The sequence below is a fragment of the Psychromonas arctica genome, from assembly GCF_036697365.1.
In the GTDB taxonomy this organism is placed as follows: Bacteria; Pseudomonadota; Gammaproteobacteria; order Enterobacterales; family Psychromonadaceae; genus Psychromonas; species Psychromonas arctica_A.
The window spans coordinates 24330-38475 of record NZ_JBAHZA010000005.1; the positions used below are offsets into that span (position 1 = coordinate 24330).

The 14146-nt window shown below is 35.7% G+C and carries 11 protein-coding genes and 5 tRNA genes; 7 read left to right on the plus strand and 9 right to left on the minus strand.

Features of this window, described 5'->3' with window-relative positions:
- Positions 1 to 75 precede the first annotated feature (75 nt).
- The 4 genes from V5290_RS06885 to sbcD all read right to left on the minus strand — a co-directional run bounded on the left by V5290_RS06885 (position 76) and on the right by sbcD (position 6849).
- Positions 76 to 954: a diguanylate cyclase gene (locus V5290_RS06885; RefSeq protein WP_333383218.1), complete on the minus strand. Its 879-nt coding sequence runs from the start codon at positions 952 to 954 to the stop codon at positions 76 to 78.
- A gap of 78 nt (positions 955 to 1032) precedes the next feature.
- Entirely contained in the window at positions 1033 to 1794 is a 762-nt protein-coding gene (locus tag V5290_RS06890; protein ID WP_333383221.1) for a DeoR/GlpR family DNA-binding transcription regulator, read from the minus strand.
- Between the two features lie 118 nt (positions 1795 to 1912).
- Entirely contained in the window at positions 1913 to 5626 is a 3714-nt protein-coding gene (locus V5290_RS06895; RefSeq protein ID WP_333383224.1) for an AAA family ATPase, read from the minus strand.
- Positions 5623 to 6849 carry an exonuclease subunit SbcD gene (gene sbcD, locus V5290_RS06900; RefSeq protein WP_333383227.1) on the minus strand — a complete coding sequence of 409 codons (1227 nt, stop codon included), beginning with the start codon at positions 6847 to 6849 and terminating at the stop codon, positions 5623 to 5625. The genes V5290_RS06895 and sbcD overlap by 4 nt, the downstream gene beginning before the upstream one ends.
- A gap of 246 nt (positions 6850 to 7095) precedes the next feature.
- Between sbcD and V5290_RS06905 the strand changes: the two genes are divergently transcribed.
- The 7 genes from V5290_RS06905 (at position 7096) to V5290_RS06935 (ending at position 9305) form a co-directional block, all read left to right on the plus strand.
- Positions 7096 to 7172: transfer RNA gene (locus tag V5290_RS06905), tRNA-Met, on the plus strand.
- A 10-nt stretch (positions 7173 to 7182) separates the two neighbouring features.
- A tRNA-Leu gene (locus V5290_RS06910) sits at positions 7183 to 7267 on the plus strand.
- 56 nt (positions 7268 to 7323) lie between these two features.
- Positions 7324 to 7398, plus strand: a tRNA-Gln gene (locus V5290_RS06915).
- A 112-nt stretch (positions 7399 to 7510) separates the two neighbouring features.
- Positions 7511 to 7585: transfer RNA gene (locus tag V5290_RS06920), tRNA-Gln, on the plus strand.
- A 5-nt stretch (positions 7586 to 7590) separates the two neighbouring features.
- Positions 7591 to 7675 (plus strand) — tRNA-Leu (locus tag V5290_RS06925).
- 564 nt (positions 7676 to 8239) lie between these two features.
- Positions 8240 to 8578 (plus strand): zinc ribbon domain-containing protein YjdM, encoded by a 339-nt coding sequence (locus V5290_RS06930; RefSeq protein ID WP_333383230.1) that lies wholly within the window; start codon positions 8240 to 8242, stop codon positions 8576 to 8578.
- 262 nt (positions 8579 to 8840) lie between these two features.
- Positions 8841 to 9305 carry a hypothetical protein gene (locus V5290_RS06935; RefSeq protein WP_333383233.1) on the plus strand — a complete coding sequence of 155 codons (465 nt, stop codon included), beginning with the start codon at positions 8841 to 8843 and terminating at the stop codon, positions 9303 to 9305.
- An 81-nt stretch (positions 9306 to 9386) separates the two neighbouring features.
- On the opposite strand, the gene V5290_RS06940 is transcribed toward V5290_RS06935, so the two are convergent.
- The 5 genes from V5290_RS06940 to trxC form a co-directional block, all read right to left on the minus strand.
- Positions 9387 to 9806: a hypothetical protein gene (locus V5290_RS06940; protein ID WP_333383236.1), complete on the minus strand. Its 420-nt coding sequence runs from the start codon at positions 9804 to 9806 to the stop codon at positions 9387 to 9389.
- Between the two features lie 12 nt (positions 9807 to 9818).
- A complete protein-coding gene (locus V5290_RS06945; protein ID WP_333383239.1) occupies positions 9819 to 10511 on the minus strand; it encodes a DUF6796 family protein in 693 nt (230 codons plus the stop codon).
- A 59-nt stretch (positions 10512 to 10570) separates the two neighbouring features.
- The gene (locus V5290_RS06950) at positions 10571 to 12172 is read right to left on the minus strand and encodes a VCBS repeat-containing protein (RefSeq protein WP_333383243.1); all 1602 of its coding nucleotides are present in this window, start codon (positions 12170 to 12172) and stop codon (positions 10571 to 10573) included.
- A 428-nt stretch (positions 12173 to 12600) separates the two neighbouring features.
- On the minus strand, positions 12601 to 13341 hold the full coding sequence (locus V5290_RS06955; protein WP_333383245.1) for a formylglycine-generating enzyme family protein: 741 nt from the start codon (positions 13339 to 13341) through the stop codon (positions 12601 to 12603).
- A gap of 366 nt (positions 13342 to 13707) precedes the next feature.
- Complete coding sequence (gene trxC, locus V5290_RS06960) at positions 13708 to 14139, minus strand: thioredoxin TrxC (RefSeq protein WP_333383248.1); 432 nt, start codon at positions 14137 to 14139, stop codon at positions 13708 to 13710.
- Positions 14140 to 14146: the final 7 nt, after the last annotated feature.

Consider the following 14146-nt stretch of genomic DNA (forward strand, 5'->3'; position numbering starts at 1 on the left):
CCAATTACGTTAATGATAATAAAAACGGCAACCTAGGTTGCCGTTTTTTTATCTCTTTAAAAAATATGGATAGGATCAAAAAGCAAGTTCTAATCTATTTCTGCCATTCTCTTTTGCTTTATATAGCGCTATATCAGCACGTTTTAATAGACTATCAAAATCTTTATCTTGTTCAGATATTTTTGCCATACCAATACTAATGGTGACATTAATCTTATGTGGATTAAGACTCTCTACTGCATCCAATAACAATATCGCTTTATTAAAGGCTTCTTCATCTTCACATTGATCAAAGAGGATAACAAACTCTTCCCCACCAGAGCGAGCAGTCACAGCGGTTTCATCATCTATTGCTAACGCTTCTCCAACTTGCTGTAACACCAAATCTCCTACTGAGTGACCATGATTATCATTAATTGATTTAAAGTGGTCGACATCGATCATTAACACCCATAACGGATGCTGCTGTTGTTGGGATGCTTGCATTTTTTGCTTAGCAACATCCATTAAATAGTGTCTATTATATAAACCAGTTAGCTGATCATAAAAAGCTAATTGGTTAAGCTTATCTTGCTGTAACTTAATGGTTAAATGTGTGCTCACACGTGCAGCTACAATCGCAGGACGAAATGGTTTCGTAATATAATCAACGGCTCCAATCATTAACCCTTTCTCTTCATCTTTCTCCCCCTGTAAGCCTGTCACAAAAATAACAGGAATAGCGGCTGTAACAGGGTTCATTTTTAGTTGCTCACATACTTCGTATCCATCCATTTCAGGCATAGATACATCTAATAAGATTAAGTCTGGTTGTGGTATTTGAGCAGCAATCTCTAAACATTCTCGACCACTATGTGCAGTTTTCATCTGACATAGGCCTTTGATACAAGAGGCTAACATCTTTAAGATACTAGGTGAGTCATCAACTATCAGTACCGTTTGTTTATTAAACATTATGTAATAACTCCCATTTATCGCAAAACACAGCAATTAATTCCATTTAATGACCACTTTCATATTAGCGTTTTATTTTTATTCTGCACAAAGTTGTATCTCAATACCTTGTTCTGAAAATAAATTAAGTAACTTAGGATCTGATTTAGGATCTGTGACTAAATAGTTAATTTTATGCGCTCCACATACTTTATAGGTACTCATTTTCCCTAGCTTTAAGTGAGAAGCTAATGTCACCACTTGTTCAGATTGCTCAATAATAGTCGCTAACGTTTCAGCTTCATCAATATGATTGATGCTTAGACCTTGACTAGGATGCAATGCACACACACCTAGAAAACAACTATCGAAGTGAATTTTTCTCAGCATGGCATTAGTGGTAGCACCTAATGCCATGACTGCAGGTTTAAATATTTTCCCGCCTAATAAAATAAGCTCAATATTATTATGGTGTATTAGCTTCGTTGCTACTAACGGACTAGGAGTGACAACTGTAAAACTAAAATCAGTAGGTAAATTCATTGCCAGTTGAAGACAAGTACTTCCAGAATCAATGAGGATCGTATCACCTTCTTTGATTAATGGGATGGCCGCCAATGCAACACGTTGCTTTAACGGATCAACCTCTTCATGACGTTGACGGTACTCTTGATTTTCATGCTGTAAAGGCAATGCTCCACCGTGAACACGTCTTAGTTGCTTAAGTTCATCAAGTGTTTTTAGATCTCTACGAACTGTATCTTCAGAAACACCTAATTGAACACTTAACTCTGCCGCATAAACTCGCCCTAACTGGCTGAGTAGCGCTAAGATTTTACTGTGCCTTTCCTGCTGTAACATAATTACCCTACACTTTTTTATTTGATTTTACTTAAGCACTCAGAAATATCTACTTTTAGGTACTCTCACTTTGCTCTGAGTCTCATTAATTATATAATTAAATTCATGTACTTAAGGCTTAATTACTCGCTGTATCCGTATTAAATCGATAACCTGCAGCTAATTGGCTAAATCCAGCTGACGCGCCTTTAGTGACATGTATTTGATGGTTAATACGCTCTTTTAAAGCATCTACGTGCGATATAATGCCGATTAGCTTACCACTAGCATTTAGCCGCTCTAATGCCTCTAAAGCCACTTCTAATGTGCCAGCATCTAAGGTGCCAAATCCTTCATCTAGAAATAAAGATTCAATTTGTGTTTTATGGCTTACTAAGTTGGATAAGGCTAGCGCTAAACCAAGGCTCACTAAGAAACTTTCACCACCCGATAAGGTTTTAACATCACGTACCGCATTAGCCTGCCATAAATCAATAACCTGTAATGCCAAAGGTTGATTAACATTTCGTTGCAATTGATAACGTTGGTGTAAGTTTGCCATCTCTTTATTGGCTAGATACACCAGGTTATCTAAAGTCACTCCCTGTGCAAAGGTTCTAAACTTAGCACCATCAGCAGAGCCAATCAGTTTATTAAGCATCTCCCAGTGCTGCGCTGTTTGTTTTTTTACCTGTTGTTGTTTAGCAATCTCTTGTTGTTTGGCTTGGTTCGCTTGATCGGATTGTAATAGCCCAAATTTAGTTGCATAAATTGTTTGGTGTGATTGTAACTGTTGCTCTAGCGTTACAATTTCATCTTCCACTTGCGATAATGACTTATTCGTCAATTTAATGGCTTGCAACTCAATTTGTTGATTTAACAAGGTCTCTAATCGGGTATTCTCTTTTAATAGCTCTTCTTGTAGTTGCTGGCGTTGTGCCAGCAAGCTTGCCATCTCTTCAGGTGTTAGGCGAGCCTTTAGATATTCCTCTTCATTGATAAATGAAGAGGCGACTAATGCTTTTCCAAATTGCTCTGATTTTGTTTTGCTTTCTGTTGCATATTGCTTTTCGGAGGCTGTTATTTGTATGATCTCACCTTTCATTGCTTGCGCTGCATCTAACTCTATTTGCAATGCTTTATTAATTTTTTCAAGCTGTGCTTCGCACGTCACTAATTTAGCGTGAGTGTTGTCACGCAGTTGTTGCTCACTTTGCTCACCAAATTGCTGAACTCTTTGCAGTTGTAAATGTTCAACTTGCTGTATTAATGTTTTCGCTTTTACACTCGTTTCATCTAGCGTTTGCTGTTGTTGCTGTAACGCTTGTGTCAATAGCTGCACTTGCTGATTTAACTCGGTTAATTCTGTTGTTATTTTTTGTTCATGTTGCAATTGTCTTTTATATTGCTCAACTTGCTCAGTCGCTTTTTCAATCCATTGTTGTGGTTCATCAAACAACAACGTTCCTAATACATGATGTGTCACGACCTGCTTGGGTAAAGCCTCGATAATTTCAGAATGTAATGTTTCTACTTTCTGTTTAGCTTGTACCAATTCCTGCGATAAAACTGTTATCTGTTCAGATAAAGTCTTTTCTTGATAGTTATTTTGCTGCTGTACTAATGACAATTTATGTTGTTGTTCTGAAATATTTTGTCGCTGCTTTTCTAATTCTAGATGGCTTTGCTGTAATACTCTAAGCGCTTCAACCTGACTTTGTATAACTGAGTATTTACTTTCAATATTCTGACTTAGTGCTATTAACTGCTGACTGCTACTTGCATCATATACACGATTTTTTAAATATTCATGAGCTAACCAAAGCTGTTGTTTTTCACTTTTATCTGTCAACAGTAATTGTTGCGAGGCTTGTAATTCATTGAACTGTTCAATCTTAGATTTTAACTGACCATTTAATTCACTATAAGCTGATCTTGCTTTAATTAAAGCCTCTTGCAATTGTTGTAAGCGCAATTGATGTTCGGGCACATCAATCTTTTGATAATTCATCAATGCAGGATGGGATAATGAGCCACATAAAGGACATGGCTGATCTTCTTGTACCTTTAGCTTCAGTTCCGCTAAGCTTTGAATAATTTGTTCTTGCTCTAATAACTTTTCAGTATTGGTTACATCTTCTGCTAGTTTTTTACCTTTTTCCTTAAGATTATTTAACTGGGTTTTATCGTTATTAATACTATTCTCTAAACGAGCTAGATCACTTTGCTTTTTAAATAGATCAGCTTCAATCAGGTCTAGTTTTTCAGATAGAGGCAACCCGCTGTGTATCTGTTTTAACTCACTTTGTAATGATATTAAGCACTGGTTGGCACCTTCTAACGAAGCTTCCGGTAAAGTATTATTGGCAGCAATTATCTCATCACTTAATTGTTGTAATTTTTCTTGTAATGGAGTCGTACTTGATAACAGAGTTTGTAATTGTTGATTTACTTGTTCATTACCTGATATGAATGACTGTTTTTTGTGCTCAAATTCAGTTAAAGATGCTGATACGCTAACTACTTTAGTCTTTGCCTCATCTAACTGTGCTAATTGCAGTGCAACACCGGACAAACGGTCACTCAAAGCAGGTATATAATCTTGGTCCTGCAATTTCTCTTGGCTCTCTTTTAGTTGAATTTGAAAATCTTCAACTTTTTTCTGCATTAAGCTAAGTTCATGCTGGCTTAGCTCAACTTGCTTTTGTCTGGTTGCTAACTCTGTTTGTAAACTTTGGTTTTGTGCATTTTTATCTGTAATGGCAATATCTAACGGTACTAAGATTTTGTTTATTTCATCAATAACTTGTTTTGTCTCTTCCTGTTGAATCGATACACTACTGGATTGCTGTAACTGCTTTTTCTGTAAAGAGTCGATAGCAAGGGTGTTCTCTTCCTTTTTCTCTTCAATACTAGTTAATTGCGCCTTAATTTTTGTATGTTGTTGCACAGCATATTGTTGCGATTCATAAAACGGAGTCAGCTTTTCCGCTTTTTCAGCGTTATTTAAGCTTACCTCTTGGCTTTTAAAGGCTCTTTTTTGCTGTTCAATACTTTCAATTTTTTGCTTTTGATCGACAACAGCTTTTTCATATTTAACATTTTCTTGTAGCCAGGCTAAGGCTTTATCTAGGGTTTGCGCTTGTTTAGTTAAGGTTTTTTGTTTCGTTTCGAGATGCTTTACCTCTTCAATTAAAATTTCTCGATCACCTTCATCTAATACACTCAACACTTTTGCTTGCTCTGTTAATAGTGTTAGCTCTGCTTGTATCTGTTTATTTTGCTGATAAACATATTGTGCTATTTCACAATAGATCTCTGTGCCAGTTAACTCTTCTAGTAACTCAGCTCGCTCACCACTCGATGCATTTAAGAATGCAGCAAAACCACCCTGCGCTAATAACATAGATTTAGTAAAACGAGAGAAATCTAGCCCAGTTAACTCAGTGACTTGTTTTAACACCTCGCTGCTTTTAGTCGCTAATACTTGCCCCGCTACCTCGCTTAATTCACATAAAGGAGCTTGCAAGTTACCATCTGCATGATTACGTGCGCGCTTTTGTGACCAATAGACACGATAAGCCTTGTTTTTAACGGCAAACTCAACTTCTGCTAAACAATCCCCTGTACCACGCGTCATTAACTCATTTTTGCTTTGTGTTAACTTATCCAAACGCGGTGTTTGTTGATATAAGGCTAAACATATCGCATCTAAAATTGTACTTTTACCAGCCCCTGTTTGTCCGGTGATCACAAACAAGGCGTTATCTTGAAAAGCTTGATCTTGAAAGTCTATTTTCCACTCCCCTTTTAAGGAGTTTAAATTTTTGAAGCGCAACGATAAAATTTTCATGATTGATGCTCCACAGCAGATAACACTTCAGCAAATAGCCCTTTGAGTTGCAGCTTCTGCTCATCACTTATATTGTCTTCAATATCTAGGCGATGCTCAAACAACTGTACAGGCGTTACATTCTCTAGGCTTTTTTTATCATTTTCTTGCCATTGATTAGCTTCATTAATTTGTGGACTGCTGACTTTCAAAATATCAATGGTAGTGCCTTCCACTAATTGGCTTAGATATGTGTGTAAATCAGACATATATTGTGCCTGCTTTAATTTTACTTCCACCCAAACGGTTTCATCTTTTAAAGAATCTTTAAGCGCATTGATTTGCTCTGTGATCATTTCTAGATCGCCACTAATAATTTGTAGCTGCTGAAAACGTGGAATATCAAGCTCACTAACCTGTAAATCATTTTTATCGATAAACTCAATGATGTTTACTTTTTTAGTTTGTTTGCTTTCATCGAAACTTAACGGAATAGGTGAACCACAATAACGGATCACGTCAGATTTTTGCACGCGTTGCGCTTTATGTAAGTGACCTAATGCAATGTAATCAAAATTAGGAAATAAAGCTGCAGGAAAGGCAGTTAAAGTACCAATATATATTTCACGTACCGAATCAGATACAGAGCAACCAACGGTGGTCAAATGTCCACTAGCAATAATCGCAGTATCAACTGATAACTTGTCAGCTTTGATCTTGTTTTTTGCTAACTCATAAAGTGATTGATAGGTATCGGCAATACCTTGTTGTAGCGATTGTTGCTTTTGCTCAGCAGAACTACCTTGCTCACTGAGCATGACATCATTCGCGCGTAAAAACGGCAGCGCGCACATTAGTGCATATTGTTCACCTGCTTTATCTTTTAACGTAATCAGATGTTCAGATAAATCATCACTTAACCCAGCAAGAACAGATACATTTAAAGCACTTAGCAATGATTTACTTTCATTAAGTACGGCAACGCTATCGTGATTGCCAGATACAATAACTAACTGTGAGCAAAAACTCTGTTGTAATTGCACAACAAAATCAGCATAAAGCTTTCGAGCATAGGAAGCTGGCGACGCACTATCAAAAATATCGCCAGCAACAATAACAGCATCAATTTCCTGTTTATTGACTACCTCAATTAACCACGATAAAAATGCTTTATGTTCGCTTTCACGAGTTTTCATCATAAAATACTGGCCAAGATGCCAATCTGAGGTGTGTAATATCTTCATAGTTCGCTATCATTGAGTTTAATTACCTTCAGTTTAACTTTTTCATTGAGAGAAAACTCTACAACAAGATGGTTTTTAGTTATGTTTGCACAAAATAAAAACAACTTGACCAGCATTTAGGCAAATAAACAAAAAAACCTTTTTTTTCTTAAAAATTAGTTGACGAGGTACGCCGATATCCGCATAATGCGCCCCATCGAAACGACGCACTGTTTTACAGAGCAAGTTAAGATTAAAGTAAAAAATGGCTACATAGCTCAGCTGGTTAGAGCACATCACTCATAATGATGGGGTCCCAGGTTCAAATCCCGGTGTAGCCACCATTTACTTTACGCGGAAGTGGCGGAATTGGTAGACGCGCTAGATTTAGGTTCTAGTATCGTAAGGTGTGAGAGTTCAAGTCTCTCCTTCCGCACCATTCTTTATTAAATAAAGAATCCAATCAGAGAAATTCAACTCTTTAAAATAAAAAATTGGGATATCGCCAAGCGGTAAGGCACCGGGTTTTGATCTCGGCATTCAGAGGTTCAAATCCTCTTATCCCAGCCACATTCTCTAATACGTTACTAACGAATTAGAATCCTTGAAGAAGGTTAAACTTGAAATAATGTTTTATTTAATTATAAAATATTAAAGAGAAGTAAACTCTTAAAATAACAACTGGGATATCGCCAAGCGGTAAGGCACCGGGTTTTGATCTCGGCATTCAGAGGTTCAAATCCTCTTATCCCAGCCACATTCGCGGAAGTGGCGGAATTGGTAGACGCGCTAGATTTAGGTTCTAGTATCGCAAGGTGTGAGAGTTCAAGTCTCTCCTTCCGCACCATTCTTCTACTAAGAAGAAATAAATTAACCAGCTTATTGCTGGTTTTTTTATGCCTGAAATTTGAGTTTATATAAATTAACTTCAAATCTTTTTCTCCCAACCACATTCTAGAAAGTAGCGAAAATGCTAGACGCGCTAGAATTAGGTTCAGCTACTCCCAAAGAAAGCGCAAGCTGTAACAGTTCAAGTCTCTCCTTCCGCACCATTCTTCTACTGAGAAGAAATAAATTAACCAGCTTATTGCTGGTTTTTTTATGCCTAAAATTTGAGACTTATACTCATACCAATCACACTAATTAACTGATCTATTCTACTTGTTAAAATAACTTATTTCTTCGTTGTAATTTTCGCAAATAGAATAACTATTTAACTTAAATTACGCCTTGAACTCAGTCATTTTTCCTGCGTAAAATTTAGATCACTTATTTAATATAATTGGTATCATACCAATCACACTAATTAACTGATCTATTTTACTTGTTAAAATAACTTATTTCTTCGTTGTAATTTTCGCAAATAGAACCACTATTTATTAGTATCAAATTCATACATAAAGAGAAACTTATGCCCAATCCTCCTTGTCCAAAATGTCATTCTGAATTTGTCTATGAAGACCAAAATCTACTAATATGCCCTGAATGCGCCTATGAATGGAGCCCATCAGAACAAGTTGCAGAAGCAGCACTTTTACAAGTTAAAGATAGTAATGGAACACCATTAAATGATGGTGATAAAGTCACTATGATTAAAGACCTTAAAGTTAAAGGCAGCTCTACAGTGATTAAGGTTGGCACGAAGGCGACTATAAAACGAATAATTGAAGGCAAAGATCATCAACTTGACTGCAAGGTAGATGGCATTGGTGAAATGATGGTAACAGCTAAATTTGTAAAGAAAGCCTAAGCTAATCATAATATTTGATAAGTGACTTAATTCATTCATATTTAACCTCTGCGTTAGGTTAGTTTAACCTTTCTTTTTAACCGTTTAATAAATCTGATGCATAAGCACTCTTGATTCAAATATGAAGAATCATCGAAAAGTACAATATAACGACTCTACAAAACAGTACTTGGTTAAGTTACACTTAATTAAATTATTACAATGACTTATTAAGTCAATTATTATAAAACCTAACAAACACATACAGGAGAATGGATAGATTATGTTTACTAAAGAGATGGTACATACAGCACTACAAACTTGGTGTGATAACGTTGTTAAAGTAGGGAAAGTTCACTCTGAAGGTGGCGATGCACAAGCATTTTCTCTTCAAGTGTTATCTGAAAGCTATGACTACGATAATGGTCATGTATTATTTAAGCCAACTTTAACATTTGGTCAACAAACTTTCCGCCCTACTAAAGAAGGTGCGCTTTCTTACTTTGTTGGTGGTAATAGCGAGTTTCCAAATGATAACGGTTTTAAACTTAAACCTTGGGTAAAAGTTTGGTACAGCAAAGAAGATTTTATTCTTCATGGTGATTTAGCGATAGTACAGTGTAATGTGCATTTCATTGGTGAAGATGACAGCCATATTTTTGTAAATAAAAGCTTTGTATTTAAACAATGTGAAGATAATAAAGTACGTATTATCTTGCATCAATCTTCTCTACCTTACCAACCATAAGTATTTAATACCCCACTTATTTGTGGTTTCAAAAAAACCAGCTTTACGCTGGTTTTTTTAACTATTTAACTATTTAAATATTTAAATATTTATCTTAGTAGTTTTTAGCCAATATAAAAAAGCAACAAATACACCAAAGCTCAATGAGATATAACAAAGTGGCGTTCCCATTTCACTTCTTGGACAAATATCTCCCTGAGAGAATTCCAGTGCACTACCTATAACAGCAAGTAAGATTACTGGTGTCCAACCTATGGTAAATAGCCATTTGGAATATTTTTTGCGATCAAATGAAGCAGCGATTAGCATTAACAAATAACCAATGCTAACAATATAACAAGCCGGTATGTTGATAACCGATGGACAAGGGGCAATACCTGTAACTGTTAAATAAGAAACAGAAATTCCCCCATATAACCCTGTACTGAGCGACACTAATAGAATAGCTTTAATAGCCATGGCGATTAGTATATTTAGCCCTTTATTTTCATTTTCTGGCATGTCGTTCATCTTTTATAAATTTAATTTTTTGTATTGTCTATGCACGACATAAATCGAAATAGAAAATATAATCAAATGCACAACGTTCATTGCCGCAGGCAACAACCACACACCAATACTTAAACCAGTAAAGTAAGTAGCAAATATCGCCCCCAAAATAACTGCTGGACTAAATAAAGCGACCCAACGCGGATATAAGGTTTTATCTAATGCAATACGCCATATCCAAAGTATAGAAACAACAACCATTGCTAAACGTAACGCATTAACCAAAGGTTCGTTATGTGCGCCAAACTCACTTAATAAACTTTGTAATTGCAAAACAAAATTAGAATCCGTTGTGTCGGCTATTTCATGGGCTGTTAGCGCTAAATAAATACGCCCTCCTAACCATGCATTACCGACCATAAAAGCATAACCACCGAGTAGAGTAATAATCCAACCATGTACTTTACTTCCGCCTTTAATAAACATTTGTCCTAAGTGCCAATACCCTAAAATATATAGAGGGGCAGCTAAGGTACTAAAAAAGTGTCCTATTGTTAGCCTGTCTTTACTTACATTAGCAAAGTAACCATAGCCTTCAGCTTCATAACCGCCAAGAGGAGAAAACTGTAAAGTAAACTCCCCTATTCCCACTAATAAAGCAGCAAGAAATCCGGCGATACCGGTTAATAGCAAGATATTATATGTTTTTTTATCCACAAAAATGCTCTCTTATTAATAATTTAAAGTGCTAAGCTTTTATTTAATATCACTGTTGATTATTGATAATCAGCAAGGTTAATCGTGGAATCCACTTGAGGTGAATCAATACTCACTGTTTTGCCATTTTGGTAGCTCACTTGTATAGACTTAATGTTAGTTTGATTATCTAAACCAAAAAACAGGTCACTCGTTTGATCAGAGCCTAAGCCTTCACTGCTATAAAACTGGTTTGTATAGGTTTGACCATTTTCCATAGTAAGTGTCACAATTGCCCCTAATGAGCGAGTTTGGTCTTTAAATCGCACTTTTAACCAATGGCGTTCACCACCATTGTTAATAAATGCGCGCAACTTACCGTTTAAATTACCAATAACGGCATCAGGCCAACCGTCTTGATTAAAATCTGAAACGACAGTAGTAACACCAAAATGTTTATTGGCAATGCCTGCCACTTCTTCGACCGGCTTAAATGTATTATCTTGGTATTGTTGTAATAGGTTTCCAGGGTAGAGATCTAGGTGTTCAACAGCAGGAAAGCGGATATAGTTTTGAGTAATAAGATAATCAGCTAAAGAATCGTTATTAAAGTCATAAGAGACAAGACCCCAACCAAATCCATATTTAGCAGCATTATTTGCTAATGCAGTATCCTTGAATTTAAAGTCACCTTGATTTTCTAGCAAGATATAGTCTTTATTTAAGGTTTGATCGTCAGTTAAATCACCAACAACTAAAAAGTCAGGTAAGGTTTTTCCTACGTTACTGAAGTATAAATCTAATAGCCCATCATTGTTATAGTCACTAACAGCAATGCCCATTGGATAACTATAAGTAACCGGTAATTCAATACTATCAAATGTTAAATCACCGTTATTTTTAAATACACGAACAAACCCTGTATCTTGAGCTACAACTAAATCACTTAATCCATTATTATTTAAATCAACAAAAACAGCTGTGAAGGTATTATGTTGCTCAAATACACCTGATGACTTAGTAATATCGGTAAAAGTATTATCACCATTATTTAAAAGTAAGTTGCTAATACCACCATAAACTTGATTAAAAATAGTTTCACCTTCAACGTATTCTGGACGAATATAATTTGAAACATATAAATCAACGGCACCATCGTTGTTAATATCGCCAAATGAAATTGATAGAGGCAACGATTTTTTATCTAAAGGAAATTCTACTCTTTTCCCAATAAAACCTTCTCCTGTATTTTCATAAAGGTAAACGCCGCTACTTCGAGCAACAAATAGATCTACCCGCCCATCATTATTAACATCAATGGAAGCTGCCCCATAAGTAGGGTCATCATTCGCTTTATCAAACCAGCCCTGTGTTGGTAAACTCACCAAGCTATTATTAACATACTTTTGTAAGCTATCTTGTTGACCAATACCACCACCAACAAAGATCTCATCAATATTATCATTATCTATATCAATGGTAGATAACGCCATAAAAGGTAAACCTGCAACAAAGTCTGATTGATGTGTAAAATCAGTACTAATTTCAGTAAAGCGTAAATCAGTTTCACCTTGTGCTTGTTCTGCTCCTTGTACAATATAAGTTACAATTCTAGTAAAAAAGAATGAAATACATATTAATATACCGATAACAATTAACGATACTTTCTTCCATTTACTCATAGTTTTCTCCGGTTGAGTGACCAATTTATTCATCCTTGTCAGGCGTTGTATCAATAAGACCAGAAAAACCATTTTAATCATTCAACTATTTCAATAGATTCGATTTTATTAGGTTAAATGATAGATGATAGATGATAGATGATAGATGATAGATGATAGATGATAGATGATAGATGATATTCAAGTATAAGGTTTTAAATATAAGGGGAAGCTATTAAATAAAATAATATAAATTTAGTGAAAATGACTTTAAAAGAAGTGATTTAAAAAGAGAAGATTGAAAAAAATATAGTCAGTATTTTTACTTATATTTAATTTTTTTCTTTCGTTAATCTAATGAGAAGTAAATTGAAGAACGTAAGGAGACTCACTCCTGTATCAGTAAGAGTGAGTGTTTAGATATTTAGACGCTACTTTATGCTTTCACCCTATTCAAAATCCTGCACAAGCCTAAAACCGAGAGAATTAATGCGTAAGCCATTATTCATCGCATTCAATGCAGTACTTGGCGTCAGATGATGTGCCAACCAGAGAAATGAACCACCACGATAAATATAGGTTGCACACTTTTGGCTACCTTTTTCTCTTGTGGGAAAACAACTAGAAGTCCATTCAGCAACATTCCCTACCATGTCATATAGCCCAAATTGATTTGGACTAAAACGAGCAACTTCTAGCGTATTTTCTCCATTTGCAGGCGCCCCACAATTTCTACAATTAGCAACGCCATACAAAAAATCGTCACCCCAAGGGTAAATTGTTTCTAAATTAGCTCTTGCAGCATACTCCCACTCTTCAGTGGTAGGTAAGCGAAATGTGCCGATTGATAATGAATTAAGCCACTGAATATATTTTTGAGTATCCAACCAACTTACATTGATAACAGGATGTGAATCACGCCCCCAGTTTTCATCAAAAGGATAATTACAAGCTTCACCTTCAACGCAAGGCGGATTTACCGCTCGATTCTTATATACCCATGAAGAAATTTCCGTTTTACATCCTCCACTCTCTACACATTGGTCATACATCTGAAAAGTCACTTCGGTTTCTGCCATTTTAAAGCTTTTAACAGTCACTTCACGTTCCACATAATCATGTTGAGGACATATGTCTATGCCTTCTGGACATGTATTTAATGTAATATTACCGCCAGCAATGGGCAACATTTTCGGAATAATCACCGTTTTATTTTCTACTATTTGGCAGGAACTAAGGCTAAATAAAAAAATAGGTAAGACAAGTTTATGTAGTAGTACAGGATTCATATGGGATAGCATTTTATTGATAAAAAATTTATTATATATTTATTATCTTTAAAAGAATAGAAACTTACTTATGATCCTTTATTATTTATAAATAACACCAAAAAAGTTAACTTATCGCATCAAGATACTTATTAGCCCAGATACTCAGAAAGTTAAAATAACAAACTAACTCTCTAAATATCACGAGTCCCGCACTTAATTTTTCCAAAAACGAAGTTAAACTCAACAATGCTTATAGTTAATTTAAGCGATTTTATAAACAAATAGTTACTTTAATAATGCTTGTGCTAGCCATGATTTGAACTGTGCCGCAGGCAATGCGCCATTCAAGGTATCAACCACTTTTCCATTTTTAAATACCATCAAGGTCGGAATACTACGAATATTATATTGTGCACCTAACTGTTGTTGATCTTCAGTATCTACCTTTATAAATCGGGCAGTGGTGTTATGTGAAGCGACGTCTGTAAATGTCGGAGCGAAATTGATACAAGGGCCACACCATGGGGCCCAAAAATCTACGACTACGGGTTTATCACCATTAATTAAGGTCGATAAATTAGCGATAGTACCTTCGATAGGAGCCCCTTGTAGTAACTCTTTTTTACAGCGTCCACAGGTAGGCGTTGCTTCAATTCGTTCAACAGGAACACGATTCATAGAATGGCAATGTGGGCATCTTGATGTAATTGTTGTCATGTTTACT

Excerpts from the sequence above, each read along its gene's own strand:
- V5290_RS06885 (WP_333383218.1), bottom strand. The coding sequence starts at position 954 with ATGTTTAATAAACAAACGGTACTGATAGTTGATGACTCACCTAGTATC.
- V5290_RS06890 (WP_333383221.1), bottom strand. The coding sequence starts at position 1,794 with ATGTTACAGCAGGAAAGGCACAGTAAAATCTTAGCGCTACTCAGCCAG.
- V5290_RS06895 (WP_333383224.1), bottom strand. The coding sequence starts at position 5,626 with ATGAAAATTTTATCGTTGCGCTTCAAAAATTTAAACTCCTTAAAAGGG.
- V5290_RS06955 (WP_333383245.1), bottom strand. The coding sequence starts at position 13,341 with ATGTTGCCCATTGCTGGCGGTAATATTACATTAAATACATGTCCAGAA.
- V5290_RS06940 (WP_333383236.1), bottom strand. The coding sequence starts at position 9,806 with ATGCCAGAAAATGAAAATAAAGGGCTAAATATACTAATCGCCATGGCT.
- trxC (WP_333383248.1), bottom strand. The coding sequence starts at position 14,139 with ATGACAACAATTACATCAAGATGCCCACATTGCCATTCTATGAATCGT.
- V5290_RS06935 (WP_333383233.1), top strand. The coding sequence starts at position 8,841 with ATGTTTACTAAAGAGATGGTACATACAGCACTACAAACTTGGTGTGAT.
- sbcD (WP_333383227.1), bottom strand. The coding sequence starts at position 6,849 with ATGAAGATATTACACACCTCAGATTGGCATCTTGGCCAGTATTTTATG.
- V5290_RS06930 (WP_333383230.1), top strand. The coding sequence starts at position 8,240 with ATGCCCAATCCTCCTTGTCCAAAATGTCATTCTGAATTTGTCTATGAA.
- V5290_RS06950 (WP_333383243.1), bottom strand. The coding sequence starts at position 12,172 with ATGAGTAAATGGAAGAAAGTATCGTTAATTGTTATCGGTATATTAATA.